Here is a 16,327-nt window from a genome sequence, read left to right as displayed (position 1 = left end):
CAGTGCGGGGCGTCCTGGCGTGCGACATATTGGCTGGAGCCGCGCCCTGCGCCTACCGGCGCGTTGTGGGTCAAGGGGTTCGCGGGGGAGCGCCCGGATCCAGGGTCAGCGCGTTGCAACCCCTTTGGAAACCACAGAACCCCGCGACCGCGATCCTCGTCTGGCGCCGACGCGGAGGTCGCCTCACAGGCCGACGCGCGCCCGTCTTCCGCCTCCAACAGTCGCCCCGGAACGGGTCGCCTGCCACCGTAGGGTTGTAGACGGCGGTCTGCGACGCTCGGGCGCACCGGAACCGCAGCCTTCGAGACCCGCGCTCGCCAAATTGCGCGCCGCCTGAATCGGCGCGTCGCCTCGCCCGCTAGTGCAACACACCGGTGAACCTGGGGCGCAGAGGGATGCTGATGTGGAGCCTCAGCCCGCCGGGCGGCGCCCCGACCACCCAGCGCGGCATGAAGGCGCCGGACAGGAAGGGTGACGCGGTCATCCCGGCCCCCTGCCCGTCCTCGCCGTCCGGCGCGGGGCGCCTCAGCGCTTCATCTGGCTGTCGAGATATTTCCGGATCCCCGCGCCGTAGGGCGGCCGCAGCATCTGCAGCGGCCCGATGTCCTTCTTGATCTGCGAGAAGATCGCCTTCCTGTGGCTGAACTCGCGGAAGCCGTCGACGCCGTGATAGCTGCCCATGCCGGCCGGACCGACACCGCCGAAGGGCAGCTCTTCCTGGGCCACGTGCATGATCACGTCATTGACGCTCACCCCGCCGGAGGTGGTGCTGGTCAGCACCTTCTCCTGCTCGGCGGCGTCATCACCGAAGTAGTAGAGGCCGAGCGGCCGGTCGTGGCTGTTGATGTAGTCCAGCGCCTCGTCCAGCTTGCCATAGGTCTTCACCGGCAACACGGGACCGAAGATCTCTTCCTGCATCACCTTCATGTCGTCGGTGGGATCGATGATCAGGGTCGGGGCGATCTTGCGGTGCTCCTGCTGGGTCAGGTCCTCGTCGTCCGGCTTGATCTCGATGATGCGGGCGCCCTTGGCGCGGGCGTCCTCCACATAACCCATGATGCGGTCATAGTGCCGCTGGGCGACGATGGCGGTGTAGTCGGGATTGTCCTTGATGGTCGGGAACATCTTCTTCACCGCGCCCTGGGCTTCGGCGACGAAGCTGTCGACCTTGTCGCGGGGCGCCAGCACATAGTCCGGCGCCAGGCAGATCTGGCCGGCGTTCAGGGTCTTGCCGAACATCACCCGGGCCGCGGCCGTGGACAGGTCGGCCGACTGGCCGATGACCACTGGGCTCTTGCCGCCCAGTTCGAGGGTGAGCGGCACCAGGTTCTCGGCCGCCGCCTTCATGACGTGGCGGGCGATGCTGGTCGCGCCGGTGAAGATGATGTGGTCGAAGGGCAGGCTGGTGAAGGTCTGGCCCACTTCAGGACCGCCGGTGATCACCGCGATCTCCTCCTGAGAGAAGGCGCCGCCGAACATCTGGGCCATCAGGGCCGAGGTGGCGGGGGTGAACTCCGAGGGCTTGATCATCGCCCGGTTACCCGCCGCAAGCACGCCGGCCAGGGGCGCGAAGGTCAGGTTGATCGGGAAGTTCCAGGGGCTGATCACGCCCACCACGCCCTTGGGCTGGAAGTGCACCTCGGCCTTGGCGCCGAACAGGCCCAGGATCGCCGGGGTGGTCTTGCGCTTCTCGGGCCGCATCCACTTCTTCAGGTGGTCGCGGGCGTGCTTGAGCGGGCCGATGGAGCCAGCGATATCGGTGAAGGCTGTGGCCTCGCGCGAGCGCGAGCCGAAGTCCTCGTTGATTGCGTCCTCGATGGCCTTGCGGTTGTCGACCAGGAGGGCGATGCAGCGGTCGATGCGCTCGATGCGCTTCTCCGCCGAGGGCGCGCCGTCGCGCAGGTGGGCCGCCTTCTGCGCCGCTAGGATGGCGTTCATCGAGGCGGCGTCGTGGCCGAGTTTCGCGTCCATGGTCTATCCTCCGCGAGGCGCGTTCACCGCGCTCCCAATGCGGGGATACTTCGGCGGCGAACGCCGTGCGCGCAAGGGGCTCAGAGGTTCGCCGCGAAAAAAGTGACGCAGGCGTCACGGGATGACGCAGCGGCGCCCGGACTGAATTCCATCAGCACCGGGCCGCCCTGCCCCTTGTGGGCGAAGGGGTCGTTGATGGTCTGAGGCGGCAGGTCACGATCAAAACCGTGGGTGGCGCCGGGATAGGTCTTCGCGGTGATGAGCTTGCGCGAGGCCTCCGGCAGGCGGGCCATCAGCTGGTCGAGGCCGTCGGGGTCGTCATAGGTGTCTGCGTCGCCGCACTGGATCAGGATCGGCGCTCCGGTCAGCTCAGCCAGGGTCAGGCCAGGCACGTTCTCATAGGCCCACACCACCGGATAGTTGGCCATGTGGGCGCGGAACGGCCCCTGCCCCGCCGCCTGCACGGCGCGCGGGGTGGCGCACATCAGGCTGACCACCGCGCCCCAGGAGAAGCCCATGACCCCGATGCGCTCGGGATCGATCTCCGGCTGGGCGGCCAGAAAGGCCTTGGCGGCGAAGGCGTCGGGAAGCGTGTCCAGCGGCGTGCGCGGCCGGGCCGCCGCCCCGCGCGCCGTCCCCCGCGCGGCCCACATGTCGACCTCGAGCGTGGCGATCCCGGCGGCGTTCAGGGCCGGGCGATAGAACTCCCCGCGTCCGTCCACCCCGTCCGAGCCATGGCAGATGACCACCGCCGGGACCTTGGCCTCCGAGGCCGGGATCGACAGCTTCCCCGCCACGGTCAGGCCGGCGGCGGTGGTGAAGGCCACATAGGCGGTGCGGACAGCCATGGGTCAGCGGGCCGGGTCGGTCAGCGGCCAGGCCGGACGCTTGGCCAGGTCAGCGTAGAAGGCGGCCAGCTTCGGCCGCGTGGCGCGCCAGTCCTCTTCCGGGAAGCGGAAATCGAGATAGCCCAGGCAGCAGCCGACCGCGATGTCGACAATGCCGATCTCACCCGCGCCCTTCAGGGAGCGGGTCTCGAACAGGTCCAGGGTGCGGCGGATCTTGTCCACCTGGCCCTGCGCCCAGTCCTCCCAGCGCAGGGGCTCGGGCCGGAAGGCGCGCTCGTAGCGAGCCGACAGCGCGGCGTCCAACAGGCCGATGGCGGCGGCCAGGTCGGTCAGGACGGCGAACCGCTCAGGCCCGGCGCGCGGCGCGAGCGCCCGGGGCGTCAGGCTGTCAAGATAGTCGACGATCACCCGGCTGTCATAGATGGCCGCCCCGTCGTCGGTGACCAGGGTCGGCACCTTGCTCAGGGGATTGGCCGCGGCGACATCAGCGTTGGCGGCCGTCGGGCTGACCGCGGCGGTGACCAGCTCGATGCGGTCGGCCAGGCCCAGTTCGTGGGCGGCCACCAGGACCATGCGGGCGAAGGGCGAGGCGTTCGAATAGAAGAGCTTCATGCGGGCACCTTAGACGGGACTTTGGATCAGGCGAAAGCGCCTGGGCGGGTCTGGCGTCGGATCATCAGCGAGGCGATGGCCGCGGCGAAGCCGGTGAAGCCCGCCAGGACGAAGGCCTCGAGATAGCGGCCCTCGGCGGCGCGCAGCACCCCGGCGGTGATGGCGGCGGTGGCGGCGCCCGCCTGGTGCCCGGCGGCGATCCAGCCGAAGACGATGGGGCCGTCGCGGTCGCCAAAGGCGTCGGTGGCCAGGCGCACGGTGGGCGGCACGGTGGCGATCCAGTCCAGGCCGTAGAACACTGCGAACAGGCTGAGCGAAACGATCGAGAAGTCGGTGAACGGCAGGACGATCAGGGACAGGCCGCGCAGGGCGTAATAGGCGAACAAGAGCTTGCGCGGGTCATAGCGGTCGGTGAGCCAGCCGGAGGCCGTGGTGCCGACCAGGTCGAACAGCCCCATCATCGCCAGCAGGCCCGCCGCCCGGGTCTCGCTCATGCCGTAGTCGCCGCACATGGCGATCAGGTGGGTGCCCACCAGGCCGTTGGTGGTCAGGCCGCAAACGAAGAAACCCAGGAACAGCAGCCAGAAGGTGCGGGTGCGCGCCGCACGTCCAAGGGTCTGGAAGGCGTAGGCCAGGGCTCCGCCGGCCGGCGCGGGCGGCGGCTGGTAGTCGGCCGGCGCGCCATAGGGGGTCTGGCCGATGTCGGCGGGGCGTTCCGGCAGCAGCAGCCAGACCACGGGCGCCAGCACCGCCGTGACGCCAGCGATGGTCAGCACCACCGGCCGCCAGCCGGCGTGTTCGGCCAGCCAAGCCATGGCCGGCAGGAAGACCAGGGTCCCTGTGGCGGTGGAGGCGGTGAGCAGGCCCATCATCAGGCCGCGTCGCGCCACGAACCAGCGGTTCACCACGGTCGCGCCCAGCACCATCGCCACCGCCCCGGAGCCCACGCCGGCCAGCACGCCCCAGGTGGCCACGTACTGCCAGGGCTGGGTCATGAAGGACGACAGGCCGGTGGAGACCGCCATCAGCAGCAGGGCCAAGCTGACCGTCCGTCGCACCCCGAAGCTCTGCATCATCGAAGCAGCGAAGGGGCCGGTCAGGCCATAGAGAAAGATCCCCACCGCCGCCGCCGCCGAGACCGTGGCCCGGTCCCAGCCGAAGGCGCGCTCCAGGGGCAGCATCAGGACGCCCGGCGCCGAGCGCAGGCCGGCGGCCGCCAGCAGGGCGAGGAAGACGCAGGCCGCGACGACAAAGGCGTAGTTCTGGCCGAACGGGCGCTTCATGGGCGGCACTCCTGCGGGACCTGGGCCCGAGGGAGCATACCTAGTAAGCGTCTGTCCCTTGGGGCAAGGCCGCGATCAGGAGGCGGTGTCGAAGATATCCTGGGCCTGGCGCCAGAGCCCCTGGGCCTCCGCGCTCAAGCCCAGGGGGCCGTGCACCAGGGCGAGTTCAGTGGCGTGCTCGAAACCGGCGATCTCGCGGCGGACCATGTCGCCCCCGGCCTCTGGCGCGCCGAACCAGCCCAGGCTGATGGCCGGCATGCGGAACTGGCGGCCATAGCGCTCGACCGCGATGGCGTGGGACTCCGGCGGGGCCACCGCCTGGGCGCCCGCCATCTCCAGCAGCCGGCGGATCGGGCCGTTCACCGCCTCCCCGTGACTGTCGCCAAGCACCGCGACCCGAACCCCGTCCAGGGCCTCGCGCGGCAAGGTGCGCCGCCAGGCCAGGGGCGACTCCGCCGGGATCAACAGGCGCACGGGCTCCCGCCGCAGCACAAGCCTGGGCAGGTCTTCGGGAAAGGCGGTCTCCAGCATGGGCCGCGTGGCCCGCTCCCGGACATAGTCAGCGCGCGGGACCGGCGCGCCGATCAGCAGGGCCATGTCGATGCGGCCCTGGTCGAGCTGTGGGACCAGTTCGTGCTGCCAGGCGGTGGTCACCTCGAAGGGCGCGCCGGCCTGCTCGGCCTGGAAGGCTTCGATCAGCCGGACCCGCTCGGGGATGTCCAGGGTGTAGAAGGCCGCGCCGAAGGCCAGCCTGCGGGTCCGGCCGCCGCGCATCTCGGCCACCCGCTCCTGCAGGGTCGCCGCATCGGCCAGCAGACGGCGCGCCGCCGGGACCAGCCGCTCGCCCTGGCGGGTCAGGCCCACCTGGCGGGTGGTGCGCTCGAAGAGAGAAAAGCCCAGGCGCTGTTCCAGGCCGCGGATCTGGCTGGAGAAGGCCGGCTGGGTCAGGTTCACTCGCGCCGCCGCCCGACTGAAGTTCAGCTCGTCGGCCAGGGCCAGGAAGCAGCGCAGACTCTTCAGGTCGAAGTCCATGGATGATCTATAAGCTAGGTCGATAAATCAGGCCAATAAATCGATTGGACCCGTCCCGTCAGGCCTCCCAAGCTGCGTCGAAAATCCAGCCTGGGGGGGGGGGGTGGGATGTTCGCCTGCTGCGCCTTCGCCGTGTTCCTGCTGCACCAGCTCTTGCTGCCCCTGGCCAGGCTGTTCGGCCGGGACCTGGGCCAGGACCCGAGCCGCAACGCCGCCGTCGCCTGGGCGCCAGGCGCGGACTCGCGCACGCGGCGCGCCAGCCTGCCCTTCATCGTCAGCTTCCAGGCCCTGGCTGTCGCCGCCTCGGTGCTGGTCGCCCTGGCTCTGGTCAGCGGCCCGCTGGCCCAGGCCGCCCCCGCCCTCGCCTCACCGCTCTGCGTCTTTACCGGAAAGACCGCCCCATGACCGTCCTCGACACCCCGTTCCACGCCGCCGCCCAGACCCTAGGCGAGACCCGCAAGGGTCCGGTGACCGTCGCGCGCCAACGCCGCACCCTGGTGATCTACCTGGCCCTCGCCGCCCTGGGCCTGAGCGCCTGGCTGTTCGACGCCAGTCCGGCCCTGAAGGCCGCGGCTCTGGGCCTATGGATCCCCGGCGGCGGCTTCCTGGCGGTGGGCGGCTGGGCGGCCCTGCTGTTTCCCCTGGCCATGGCCCTGTTCGTAGGCAGCCTGATCGCCTGGTTCTGGGCCGGCATGGTCGTGGCGCCCGTCGGCGTCTGGCTGGGCTCGGCCCTCCTGGCCGGCGCGCTGGCCGGCGAAACGGCGTGGAGCGGCGCGCCCTACATGGCGGCCGGCGCGGTGGGCCTGGTGATCGCCGGCTTCGGCCGCCGCACCGCAAATCTGCGCAAGAAGGGCTGGGAGAAGGCCGCCAACCGCGAAGCCTATCTTCCCGCCTCCCTGGCCGAGGTCGGCCGGCGCACCGCCGAGCGCCCGGATCCCGAGACCCGCGAACTGTCGCCGGAGGACCTGTCGGCCGTCCGCTATCTGCTGGACCGCGCCCTGCAGCCCATCGACGAATGGGGCGGCTTTGACGTGATCGAGCAGTTCCAGCCGTCGGCCTTGCGCTACCAGATCAACCACATGGGTTTTGCGCTGGGCATCGCCCAGGGCGCCTATGTCCCCAACTTCACCGGCTATATGGGCCAGGCGCAGCGGAACCTGATCGAGAAGTACCTGCTGCGGAAGGTCTGGGGCTACTGGATCTATGAGTCCTGCTGGGGCCACCTGAACTTCACCGACTGGGATCCGGCTAAGAAGGACAACATCATGCTGACCGGCTGGTTCGGCATGCATGTGGGCCAGTACATGCTGGCCAGCGGCGACCGCCGCTATCTGGAGCCCGGCAGCCTGACCTTCCGCCAGGACGCCCGCACCGCCTATCGGCACGATTTCAACACCCTGATCGGGTCGGTGACTTCCAACTACGACCGGGCGGAGTTCGGCCTCTACGCCTGCGAGCCAAACTGGATCTACCCGATCTGCAATCACTACGGCATGGGCTCCCTAGCGGTGCAGGACGCGGTCTGCGGCACGGACAATGTGGCCCGCTACCTGCCGCGCTGGCTGAAGGAGCTGGACACCGAGTTCACGGACGAGAGCGGCTCCATCATCGGCCTGAAGTCGCAGCTCACGGGCCTGCCGGTGCCCTTCCCGGCCAGCGAGATCGGCTATTCCCTGTTCGAGAACATCTTTGTCCCCGACCGCGCCAAGCTGTTGTGGGCGGTGGCCCGGCGCGAGGTCGGCCCGGCGGTGCAGCCGGGGCCGGACGGCCGCCCGCGCCTGATGCTGCCGGGCGCCGGCCTGGACGTCGGCAACTATCGCAGCGGCCACGCCTACGCCTACGCCTCCATCCTGGCCGGGGCCAAGGAGTTCGGGGACACCGAACTCGCCGAGGCCGCCCAGGCGGCGCTGGACGCCGACTGCGGGCGCACGGTCGAAGGCGGGGTGCGTCGCTACCTGAAGGGCTCCAACGGAGCCAACACCTATGCGGTGATGGGTCAGATCATGAAGACCGGCGACTTCGCCCGCTCGTTCGCCGAAGGCCCGACGGAGGGCGCGCGACGGGGGCCGGTGCTGGAGCGCTGCGCCTATCCGGAGGTGCTGGTGGCCCGCGCCTTCAGCCACGGCGAGGACCTGGAGCTGACCCTCTATCCCGGTGCGGGCGACGGCGCGCAGGCCCTGGGCCTGGCCCGCCTGACGCCCGGCGCGGCCTACGCCGTCACCGGGGCGACACCGGCGCGGATCGTGGCTGGCGCCGACGGGATGGCGGACCTAAGCGTGACCCTGTCGGGCCGCACCGAGGTCCGCGTCACCCCGGCAGCCTGAGCCCTACTTGCCCCGGCCGTCGTAGACGATCTTGCCGCCGACGATCGTCAGGACCGCGTGGGCCTTGGGGATGTCGGCGAAGGGAACGGTCATGAGGTCGGCCGAGAAGACCGAGATGTCAGCCGCCTTGCCGGGGCTGAGGTCGCCCAGGTCCTTTTCCCGGAACGCCGCATAAGCTGAGCCCTTGGTCAGCATGGTCAGGGCCTGGGGCCGGGTCAGCACCTCGTCCAGCCCCCAGTCGGGACCCGCAAAGCCGTTGAGGGCGTGGCGGTAGGTGGCGGCGTAGAACTCGATCAGCGGGTCGCCCTTCTCCACCGGCGCGTCCGTGCCGGCGGCCATGTGGACGCCCAGGTCCCAAAGATCCTTCCAGGCATAGGCTTCCTTCAGCCGGCTCTCGCCCAGGCGGGCGGGGGCGAAATAGAGGTCGCCGATGGCGTGGCTGGGCTGCATCGAGGCGATGATCCCCAGCTTGGCGAAGCGCGGCTTGTCCTCTTCGGCGATGATCTGGGCGTGCTCCACCCGCCAGCGGGCGGCGGCCAGGGCGGCGGGGGCGTCGGCATAGGCCTTCTGGAACAGGTCCAGCACCAGCCGGTTGCCGCGGTCGCCGATGGCGTGGATGGCCACCTGGGCCTTGACCGCCCTGGCCTTGGCCAGGGTGGCGGAGATCACCGCCGGATCGGTGAGGATCAGGCCTGTCCCCTCGGCGTCGTTATAGGGGGCGAGCAGCGCCGCGCCCCGCGAGCCCAGGGCGCCGTCCATGTACATCTTGATCCCGTCGACCCGGACGAGGCCCGTGGGGTCGGCGAAGGGCCCCTTGGCCAGCACCTCGTCGGCGCTCTTCGGGTCCATGAAGTTGTCGACGCGGATCGGCAGCTCCCCCTTGGCGGCCATCTCGTTCAGGATGGTCACGTCCTCGGCGTTCACGCTGACGCTGTGCATGCCGGTCCAGCCGCGGGAGGCGTAGAGCTGAACGGCGCGCTTGGCCGCCTCGCGCTTCATCTCGGCGCTGGGCGGCGGAATCTTGCCGGTCAGCAGGCGCTGGGCGTTGTCGATCAGCATGCCTGTGGGCTCGCCCTGGGCGTCCTTCAGGATCTGCCCGCCGGCCGGATCGGGGGTGTCGCGAGTGATCCCGGCCAGGGCCAGCATCTTGGAATTGGCCACCAGGGCATGTCCGTCAGCGCGGGTCAGCACCACCGCCCGGTCCGGCACGGCGGCGTCGAGGTCGGCGCGGGTCGGGAAGCGCTTCTCCGGATAGTGGGTCTCGATCCAGCCCCGGCCGCTCAAGGGATCGGCGCCCGGATGCGCCGCGTTCCAGGCCTTCACCTTCTGGGCCAGTTCGGCGATGGAGGCGGTTCCCTCCAGGTTCAGGGTCAGCTCGCGCAAGCCGATCCCCATCAGGTGAGCATGGGCGTCCACCAGCCCCGGAAAGGCGGCCGCGCCCTTCAGGTCGATGTCCGTGGCCTTGGGCGCAACCTGGCGGGCCTGAGCCAGGGGGCCGGCATAGATCACCTTGCCGTCCTTGATGGCCAGGGCCTCAACCTTGGCCTCGCCGGTATAGATCGGCCCGCCGTGCAGCAACAGGTCCGCCGCCTGCGCCTGGGTCGCGCCCACCAGAACCATGGCCGCCGCCAGCAGCTTCGCTTTCATCCCACGTCTCCCCCGCCAATCCGCACCGCCGGATCAAGCTGGCGGACCATCGCGCAGTTGGCCGCCGAAGGAAACCGCCGGGGCTCCAAGAGGATTCCCCATCTTGAGTAGTGTTTGTTTACCGCTCGCCCGCAAACCCTCCTACTCTGAGTTGCGCGTTGAGTTGGGGGTACAGCATGAGCCGGGAACGGGCGTCGCGCCTGTCGCGTCAGGGCCGCAAGGATCAGATTCTGGATAGCGCCAAGACGCTGATCCTGAAGCATGGGCTGTCCCGGTGCACCCTGGAGGCCGTGGCGATCGAGGCGGGCATCTCAAAGGCCTTGATCTATCGACATTTCTCCGCGGTCGACGACCTGCTCAAGGCGCTCCTGGCGCGGGACTATCAGCCCAGCGGGACGGACCTCACCGTCAAGGATGCGACCGATTTCCACGAGCGGATCCGGGTCGGCCTGGCGAGAACCTTCAACTACTGCGGGGAGAACAGCGCGGTTGTTCACGCCCTGCTGAACGACCCCGGTGTCGCCGAGCTTCTGGGCCCCGGCGTGCTCCCCGATCCGCAGGCGGTGCACAGAGTCTATGCAGGTCATGCGGCGGCGGCCTTCAAACTGCCGCACGACGTCGCCGCGCTCACCGCCTATCTGATGCTGAAGGCCGCGACCGGCGCGGGCGAACCCCTGAATCAGATGGACGTCTCGCCTGACCGCGCCGCCGAGGTCTGGGCGACCTTCTGCGAGGCCGGCTGGGCCGCTGTCGCCGAGCGGTATGGCCAGAAGGCTTAGCCCCAGATCTCCTGCGCATAGGCCAGGAAGTTCAGGCCCAGCACCTTGTCGATCACCCGCGGCTTCACGCCCCGGCCGGCCAGCAGGTCGGCCAGCTTGTGGAACTGGTTTCGGTCGCGCAGGTCGACAACGAAGGGATAGGTGTCCGGCCGCTCGCCCGAGGCGCTGATGCCGGCGGCGCGGCGCTCGGCGATCTCCTTCTCCAGCGCCCCCTGATAGACCGCCAGGTCATCCACCCCGACCACCGAGCCGTCGGTGCCGATCCCGACATGATCCTCGCCGCAGACCTTGAGGGCGTATTCGATGTGGTCGACCACGTCGGCGGCGCGCGGGTGACCGTCGATCTTCAGGAAGGGCATGAAGTAGACGCCGACAAAGCCGCCCTTCTCCGCCACGCCGCGCAGCTCCGCGTCGGTCTTGTTGCGCGGCAGGTCCGCCAGGGCCCGACAGCCGGTGTGGTTGATGGAGATCGGGGCCTTGGAGGCGGCGATGGCGTCCAGGCAGGTGCGCTCGCCCGAATGCGACAGGTCGACCATCACGCGGGCCTGGTTCAGTTTCTCGACCACCTTGCGGCCGAGGGGCGTCAGGCCCCGGTTCTCCGGCGCCATCGAGCCGTCGCCCAGGGTGTTGGCGGGATTGTAGGTCAGCTGGATCACCCGGACGCCGCGAGCGGCGTACTGGTCCACGCGCTCCAGGTGCTCGCCGACCTGCAGGGCGTTCTGGAACCCGTAGATGACCCCGATCCGCCCCTCGTCGCGGGCCTTGAGGATGTCGGCGGCGGTGCGCACCAGCAGCAGGTCCTTCGGATTGGCCCGCAGCAGAGCGTCCCACTGGTCCAGGTCTTCCAGGGTGAACTGGTGCGGATCCTGCGGCCCGGCGACATAGCCCAAGGTGCAGTTGACGGCGGTGACGCCGGAGGCCCGGGCGTCGGCGATGGCGCGGACATCGATGTCCAGCTCCTCGCCGCCCGGCAGGAAGGTGGCCTTCTGGCCGAGCGGGATGTTGGGATTCATGATCCCGCCCAGGGCGTTGACGATGACCGGCTTTTTGCCCGCCGCGAAAGCGGGGACGGCGCTGGCGGCGAGCCCTGCGGCGGCGAGGGCGAGGGTCTGGCGGCGATCGAGCATCAGTCTTCCTTCCGCGCGGCCAGGTCGGCCTTGGGATCATAGTCGGAGCGGGGATAGGCGACCCCGCGCTTGACGGTCAGGACCACCGTGCGCAGCGCGCCGATGTCGGCGCTGGGGTCCTTGGCGGTGAACATCAGATTGGCCAGCTTACCCGGCGCGATGGTTCCGAAATCTGGATCGCGGGTGATGGACTTGGCCCCGCCCTCGGTGGCGGCCTGGATCGCCTGCAGCGGCGTGAAGCCCGCGGTCTTCACCAGCAGGTCCAGTTCCTGATAGAGGCCCGGATAGGGATCCTCCGGCGGGCTGAAGCCGTCCGTGCCGGCGCTGATGGTCACGCCGGCGCGGCGGGCCTGGTCGGTCAGGCGGGCGGCCACGGCCAGGGTGCAGTAAGGCTTGGCCTTGGGGTTGGCGGCGGCCCGACGGTCCAGGCCCTCATAGACGAACAGGGTGGCGTCCAGGACGGTCCCCTTGGCCTTCATCTGGCCCAGCAGCTTGCCGATGACCGGATTGTCCCCCTGCCCCAACCTCGCCTCGTCGACCGGCGCGCGGTCGTGATAGGCGCCCGGCACGGGGTCGGAGACCTCATAGGCCAGCATGCAGACGTGGCTGAGGGCGTCGGCGCCGGAGGCGATCACTTCCGACGGCTTGGCCGGGAACACCGCGGCGTGGGCCCAGACCGGGATGCCCTGGCGGTGCGCCTCGGCGACAATGGCCTTCACCCGCGCGCCCGGCAGGTCCGCGTAGACCTTGATCGCCGAGGCGCTGGTTCCCCGCGCCAGGGTGACCGCTGTGCGCAGGTCGGTCCTGGCGTCGATGGCCTGCATCCAGGGGGTCCGGCCCGGCGTCGCGCCGGCCGAGACGGCGTGGGTGCGAGGGTCCTTGAAGAAATCGGGGCCAGCCATCAGGGCGGCGTAGTGGATGTCGGGCGCGGGGATCTCGCCCACCCGGCTGGCGCGGGCCAGGTCCGCCACCTGGCGCAGGTCGTCGGCCATGTCGCGCTGGCCGGTGACCCCGCCATAGAGATCGCGCTTCAACTGGGCTTCGGCGAAGGGACGATTGGGCGGGGTGGCCAGGTGCTCGTGGCTGTTGATCAGGCCCGGCAGCACATAAAGGCCGGTGGCGTCCACCACCTTGGAGTCCGGCGGCAGCTTGAAGGCCAGCTCATTGCCGAACCAGACCCGCTCGATCCGCTCGCCCTTGACCAGGATGGTCGCCGGCCCCTTGGGCGGAGCGCCTGTCCCGTCGATCAGGATCGCATCCTTGTACAGCACATAGGGCTCGGCCTGGGCGGCTGCGGCGGACAACAGGGCGAAGACGGCCAGGGCGGCGGACTTGATCATCCGTCTGGATTAGCCCGCCGAAGGCTCGGCCGAAAGCCCGCCGTCGGCCTTGCGGGGCGCGCGTCATGATGGCGCCTTAGAAGGAATCCAAGGGCCGACCCTGGCCAGGAATCAGCCGGCTCAACATGATGCGGAAATGAGCGAAGTCCGGGAAAGATACACGGTGAAGTGGACGTCGGCGCTGACCGCCGCGGCGCTCATGGCGCTGGCGGTGATCGCGCTGCATCTGCCCCGCGCCTTTCTGAGCCTGCCGCTCTATTCCAGCGACGAAGGCTCCTATCTGCTCCGCGCCCTCTATGGCGACATGCTGCAGGCCGACCCGCAACACGCGCCCTTCGTCGCCAATGTCGACAATGTGGTGTTCTTCTGGATCATCCGGCTCTTCGGCCTTTTGCCCGGCCTGTTCGGGTTGGACGCCCTGCGGATCGGCGGGGGCCTCGCCTACGTCCTTGGCCTTGTCCTGGTCTGGCGCGTGGTCGCCCCGCGCCTGAACCGCGGCGAGGCGCTGGGCCTGATCCTGCTGGCCCTGATCTATCCCTACTACCGCTTCGTATTCACGGCCCTGCCGGAGGGTTGGTACGTGGCCCTGCTGGGCGGGATGATCCTGCTGACGGCGCGGCTCTGGCGGCCACGCCCCCTCCTCCACGCCGCCGCGTTCGGCGCGATGGCCGCAGCGTTGGTGCTGATCAAGCCGCACGGCCTGGCGGTGATGTGCGCCGGCCCGGCGCTGGTGGTCGCCGACCTGATCCTGCAGCGTGGACGCGGCCCCGCCCTGGCGGTCCTCAGGCTTGTGATAATGGCCGCGGCCTTCCTGGCGACAGGGCATCTGCTGCGGGTCATCGAGAGCCATGAGCTGCCGCGCCAGCTGTCCTTCTTCGGCCAGGGCTTCTACGCCCAGATCCTGGACCAGCCCCCCGCCGCCGATGCGACTCGGATCGCCCTGACCGCCCACTACGCCATGACCATGACGGTGCTGATGCTGGCTGGGCCAGCCATAGCCCTGGGCCTTGATGACCTGTTGCGGCGCGTTCGGGACAAGACCTTCGCGCCCCAAGGGACCGACCTCGCCTTCCTGCTGACCCTCGGGGCCTTCGCCGCGACGATCTGCATGGTGTCGATCTTCGCGTTCAAGATGAGCTTCGCAGTGTCGGAAACCTACCGCCTGTGGGGGCGGTATTTCGAGTTCTTCATCCCGCTGCTGTGGCTAACGGCCTGGCCCGCGATCCGCCGCAGAGAAGACCTGCGCGACCGGCGGCTGTTGGCGGCGGGGACCTGTCTGGCGGGTCTGGTCGGCCTGACCATCGCCCTGCGCGAGGCGATCACCCTGTTTCCCTGGGATGTCGCCGCCCTGCATGCGTTTTCTCTACCGACAGCGCGCTATGCCGGATCGACTTTCCCAAGCTTCGCCCTGGCGGTCGTGGCGATGTTGGGCGCCATTGTCTTGATGCTGCGGCGCGCGCCGATGCTCCAGGTCTGGCAAGGCGCCTTCTTCATCCTGGCCCTGCTGGCCATAGGCCAGGACGGCGCGTGGCTGAGCCAGCTTGTGCCGGATCGCAGGGGTCTGGCGGCCGAGATCCAGGCGATCGACAAGACGACGCGCCAGCATCCCGGTCGGATCATCGCCTTCGTGGAGGACGCCAACACCCACCACAACCTGTTCTATGGCCTGCACGGCCGGCCCAGGATGGTGCTGGTCGACCCTGGCGCAAGTGTTCAGCCGAAGGCGGCGGCGGGCTACGGATACATCGTCCTGCAGGCCGGACATCCCCTGTACGGCCGGGGGTGGCGGCCGGTCTATCAGGGGCTCCGGTTCACCGTCTTGGAGCCCACCGGACCGATGGCGAAGCCCTGAGCGCTAGGCTCGACCCCGCCGAAGGACGCCCTTCGACGGGATTTCTGAACCTTAGCGGGGGAGCTTCGACGTCCCCATCAGATAGGCGTCCACCGCCTGGGCGCACTGACGGCCCTCGCGGATCGCCCAGACCACCAGGGACTGACCGCGCCGCATGTCGCCGCACGCGAAGATGTTCGGGGTGGAGGTCTTGTAGTCGTTGGTGTTGGCCTGGACCGCGCCGCGCGGGTCGAACTCGACGCCGGCCTGCTCGGTGAAGGCGTTCTGGCGCGGGCCGGTGAAGCCCATGGCCAGCAGCACCAGGTCAGCCTTCAGAGTGAACTCGCTGCCGGCGACTTCCTGCATGGTCTGGCGGCCGTCAGGACCCGCCACCCATTCCAGGCGGACGCATTCCAGGGCCTCGATCTTGCCGTCCTTGCCGATGGCGCGCTTGGTGGCGACGGCGAAGTCGCGCTCGCAGCCTTCCTCGTGGCTGGACGAGGTGCGCAGCTTCAGCGGCCAATCCGGCCAGGTCATCGACTTGTTCTCGCGCACCGGCGGCTGGGGCATCAGCTCCAGCTGGGTGACCGAGGCCGCGCCATGGCGGTTGGAGGTGCCGACGCAGTCCGAGCCGGTGTCGCCGCCGCCGATGACGACGACGTGCTTGTCCTTGGCCGACAGCGTGCCTTGCGGCGCCGCCTTGTCCTCGGCGTCGCCGGCGTTGCGCTTGTTCTGCTGGACCAGGAAGTCCATGGCGAAGTGGACGCCGTCCAGCTCGCGACCGGGCACGACCAGGTCGCGCGGGGTTTCCGCGCCGCCGGCCATCACCAGCACATCATAGTCGTCCAGCAGGCGCTGGACCGAGACGTTGACGCCGATCTCCATGCCGGTGCGGAAGATCACGCCCTCGGCCTCCATCTGGGCGACCCGACGGTCGATCAGATGCTTCTCCATCTTGAAGTCCGGAATGCCGTAGCGCAGCAGGCCGCCGATCCGGTCGTTCTTCTCGAACACGGTGGCGGCGTGGCCGGCGCGGGCCAGCTGCTGGGCGCAGGCCAGGCCAGCGGGCCCGGAGCCCACGACGGCGACGCGCTTGCCCGTGCCGCGGGGCGACATCTGCGGCGCAATCCAGCCCTCTTCCCAGCCCTTGTCGACGATCTGGCACTCGATCGTCTTGATGGTCACCGGGGTGTCGATGATGTTCAGGGTGCAGGCGGCCTCGCACGGGGCGGGGCAGACGCGGCCCGTGAACTCCGGGAAGTTGTTGGTCGACTGGAGGTTCTCCAGCGCCGTCTTCCACTGCTCGCGATAGACGAGATCATTGAAGTCCGGGATCTGGTTATTCACCGGACAGCCGTTGTGGCAGAAGGGGATCCCGCAGTTCATGCAGCGCGACGCCTGCTTGTTCAGCGCGTCGGCCGGCAGCGGGTGGACGAATTCCTTCCAGGTCTTCAGGCGTTCTTCCGGCTTGTCGTAGCCGCGATCCTGACGCTCGATTTCCAGGAAGCCGGTGGGCTTGCCCATGACTGTACT

At 69.4% G+C, this 16,327-nt stretch carries 14 protein-coding genes; 4 read left to right on the top strand and 10 right to left on the bottom strand.

Going from position 1 to position 16,327, the window contains the following annotated elements:
- Nucleotides 1-358 precede the first annotated feature (358 nt).
- The 6 genes from ACFQ27_RS03125 to ACFQ27_RS03100 form a co-directional block, all read right to left on the bottom strand.
- Nucleotides 359-484: a hypothetical protein gene (locus ACFQ27_RS03125; protein ID WP_377352428.1), complete on the bottom strand. Its 126-nt coding sequence runs from the start codon at nucleotides 482-484 to the stop codon at nucleotides 359-361.
- A gap of 41 nt (nucleotides 485-525) precedes the next feature.
- Entirely contained in the window at nucleotides 526-1,971 is a 1,446-nt protein-coding gene (locus tag ACFQ27_RS03120; protein ID WP_377352426.1) for a coniferyl aldehyde dehydrogenase, read from the bottom strand.
- Between the two features lie 80 nt (nucleotides 1,972-2,051).
- Nucleotides 2,052-2,819, bottom strand: coding sequence for a dienelactone hydrolase family protein (locus tag ACFQ27_RS03115; RefSeq protein WP_377352425.1), 768 nt, complete (start codon nucleotides 2,817-2,819; stop codon nucleotides 2,052-2,054).
- Nucleotides 2,820-2,822: 3 nt separating this feature from the next.
- Complete coding sequence (locus tag ACFQ27_RS03110; RefSeq protein ID WP_374346364.1) at nucleotides 2,823-3,431, bottom strand: glutathione S-transferase; 609 nt, start codon at nucleotides 3,429-3,431, stop codon at nucleotides 2,823-2,825.
- A gap of 26 nt (nucleotides 3,432-3,457) precedes the next feature.
- The gene (locus ACFQ27_RS03105; protein ID WP_377352423.1) at nucleotides 3,458-4,714 is read right to left on the bottom strand and encodes an MFS transporter; all 1,257 of its coding nucleotides are present in this window, start codon (nucleotides 4,712-4,714) and stop codon (nucleotides 3,458-3,460) included.
- A gap of 75 nt (nucleotides 4,715-4,789) precedes the next feature.
- Nucleotides 4,790-5,746 (bottom strand): LysR family transcriptional regulator, encoded by a 957-nt coding sequence (locus ACFQ27_RS03100; protein WP_377352421.1) that lies wholly within the window; start codon nucleotides 5,744-5,746, stop codon nucleotides 4,790-4,792.
- 108 nt (nucleotides 5,747-5,854) lie between these two features.
- On the opposite strand from ACFQ27_RS03100, the gene ACFQ27_RS03095 reads away from it, so the two are divergent.
- Both ACFQ27_RS03095 and ACFQ27_RS03090 read left to right on the top strand, forming a co-directional pair.
- On the top strand, nucleotides 5,855-6,151 hold the full coding sequence (locus ACFQ27_RS03095; RefSeq protein WP_377352420.1) for a hypothetical protein: 297 nt from the start codon (nucleotides 5,855-5,857) through the stop codon (nucleotides 6,149-6,151).
- A complete protein-coding gene (locus tag ACFQ27_RS03090) occupies nucleotides 6,148-8,070 on the top strand; it encodes a linalool dehydratase/isomerase domain-containing protein (protein WP_377352419.1) in 1,923 nt (640 codons plus the stop codon). The genes ACFQ27_RS03095 and ACFQ27_RS03090 overlap by 4 nt, the downstream gene beginning before the upstream one ends.
- A gap of 3 nt (nucleotides 8,071-8,073) precedes the next feature.
- Here the strand turns inward: ACFQ27_RS03090 and ACFQ27_RS03085 are convergent, their stop codons facing one another.
- A complete protein-coding gene (locus ACFQ27_RS03085) occupies nucleotides 8,074-9,717 on the bottom strand; it encodes an amidohydrolase (protein WP_377352418.1) in 1,644 nt (547 codons plus the stop codon).
- A gap of 176 nt (nucleotides 9,718-9,893) precedes the next feature.
- Between ACFQ27_RS03085 and ACFQ27_RS03080 the strand changes: the two genes are divergently transcribed.
- Complete coding sequence (locus ACFQ27_RS03080; RefSeq protein ID WP_374346371.1) at nucleotides 9,894-10,496, top strand: TetR/AcrR family transcriptional regulator; 603 nt, start codon at nucleotides 9,894-9,896, stop codon at nucleotides 10,494-10,496.
- Here ACFQ27_RS03080 and ACFQ27_RS03075 read toward each other — a convergent pair.
- Nucleotides 10,493-11,623 (bottom strand): dipeptidase, encoded by a 1,131-nt coding sequence (locus ACFQ27_RS03075; protein WP_377352417.1) that lies wholly within the window; start codon nucleotides 11,621-11,623, stop codon nucleotides 10,493-10,495. The genes ACFQ27_RS03080 and ACFQ27_RS03075 overlap by 4 nt on opposite strands.
- Nucleotides 11,623-12,963 (bottom strand): amidohydrolase family protein, encoded by a 1,341-nt coding sequence (locus ACFQ27_RS03070; protein WP_377352416.1) that lies wholly within the window; start codon nucleotides 12,961-12,963, stop codon nucleotides 11,623-11,625. Before ACFQ27_RS03070 ends, ACFQ27_RS03075 begins: the two co-directional genes overlap by 1 nt.
- A gap of 136 nt (nucleotides 12,964-13,099) precedes the next feature.
- Here ACFQ27_RS03070 and ACFQ27_RS03065 point away from each other — a divergent pair, with 136 nt between their 5' ends.
- Nucleotides 13,100-14,815, top strand: coding sequence for a hypothetical protein (locus ACFQ27_RS03065; RefSeq protein WP_377352414.1), 1,716 nt, complete (start codon nucleotides 13,100-13,102; stop codon nucleotides 14,813-14,815).
- Between the two features lie 51 nt (nucleotides 14,816-14,866).
- On the opposite strand, the gene ACFQ27_RS03060 is transcribed toward ACFQ27_RS03065, so the two are convergent.
- A complete protein-coding gene (locus ACFQ27_RS03060; RefSeq protein WP_377352412.1) occupies nucleotides 14,867-16,318 on the bottom strand; it encodes a glutamate synthase subunit beta in 1,452 nt (483 codons plus the stop codon).
- Nucleotides 16,319-16,327 lie beyond the last annotated feature (9 nt).

Source organism: Phenylobacterium conjunctum (assembly GCF_042679085.1).
Lineage (GTDB): Bacteria > Pseudomonadota > Alphaproteobacteria > Caulobacterales > Caulobacteraceae > Phenylobacterium > Phenylobacterium conjunctum.
Note: the sequence above shows the minus strand (reverse complement) of the source record. Positions and strands in the feature narration are given on the sequence as shown.

What these genes read in the sequence shown, in the direction of transcription:
- ACFQ27_RS03075 (WP_377352417.1), bottom strand. Translation starts at nt 11,623, where the DNA reads ATGCTCGATCGCCGCCAGACCCTCGCCCTCGCCGCCGCAGGGCTCGCC.
- ACFQ27_RS03105 (WP_377352423.1), bottom strand. Translation starts at nt 4,714, where the DNA reads ATGAAGCGCCCGTTCGGCCAGAACTACGCCTTTGTCGTCGCGGCCTGC.
- ACFQ27_RS03095 (WP_377352420.1), top strand. Translation starts at nt 5,855, where the DNA reads ATGTTCGCCTGCTGCGCCTTCGCCGTGTTCCTGCTGCACCAGCTCTTG.
- ACFQ27_RS03100 (WP_377352421.1), bottom strand. Translation starts at nt 5,746, where the DNA reads ATGGACTTCGACCTGAAGAGTCTGCGCTGCTTCCTGGCCCTGGCCGAC.
- ACFQ27_RS03070 (WP_377352416.1), bottom strand. Translation starts at nt 12,963, where the DNA reads ATGATCAAGTCCGCCGCCCTGGCCGTCTTCGCCCTGTTGTCCGCCGCA.
- ACFQ27_RS03120 (WP_377352426.1), bottom strand. Translation starts at nt 1,971, where the DNA reads ATGGACGCGAAACTCGGCCACGACGCCGCCTCGATGAACGCCATCCTA.
- ACFQ27_RS03110 (WP_374346364.1), bottom strand. Translation starts at nt 3,431, where the DNA reads ATGAAGCTCTTCTATTCGAACGCCTCGCCCTTCGCCCGCATGGTCCTG.
- ACFQ27_RS03065 (WP_377352414.1), top strand. Translation starts at nt 13,100, where the DNA reads ATGAGCGAAGTCCGGGAAAGATACACGGTGAAGTGGACGTCGGCGCTG.
- ACFQ27_RS03125 (WP_377352428.1), bottom strand. Translation starts at nt 484, where the DNA reads ATGACCGCGTCACCCTTCCTGTCCGGCGCCTTCATGCCGCGCTGGGTG.
- ACFQ27_RS03080 (WP_374346371.1), top strand. Translation starts at nt 9,894, where the DNA reads ATGAGCCGGGAACGGGCGTCGCGCCTGTCGCGTCAGGGCCGCAAGGAT.
- ACFQ27_RS03115 (WP_377352425.1), bottom strand. Translation starts at nt 2,819, where the DNA reads ATGGCTGTCCGCACCGCCTATGTGGCCTTCACCACCGCCGCCGGCCTG.
- ACFQ27_RS03060 (WP_377352412.1), bottom strand. Translation starts at nt 16,318, where the DNA reads ATGGGCAAGCCCACCGGCTTCCTGGAAATCGAGCGTCAGGATCGCGGC.
- ACFQ27_RS03085 (WP_377352418.1), bottom strand. Translation starts at nt 9,717, where the DNA reads ATGAAAGCGAAGCTGCTGGCGGCGGCCATGGTTCTGGTGGGCGCGACC.
- ACFQ27_RS03090 (WP_377352419.1), top strand. Translation starts at nt 6,148, where the DNA reads ATGACCGTCCTCGACACCCCGTTCCACGCCGCCGCCCAGACCCTAGGC.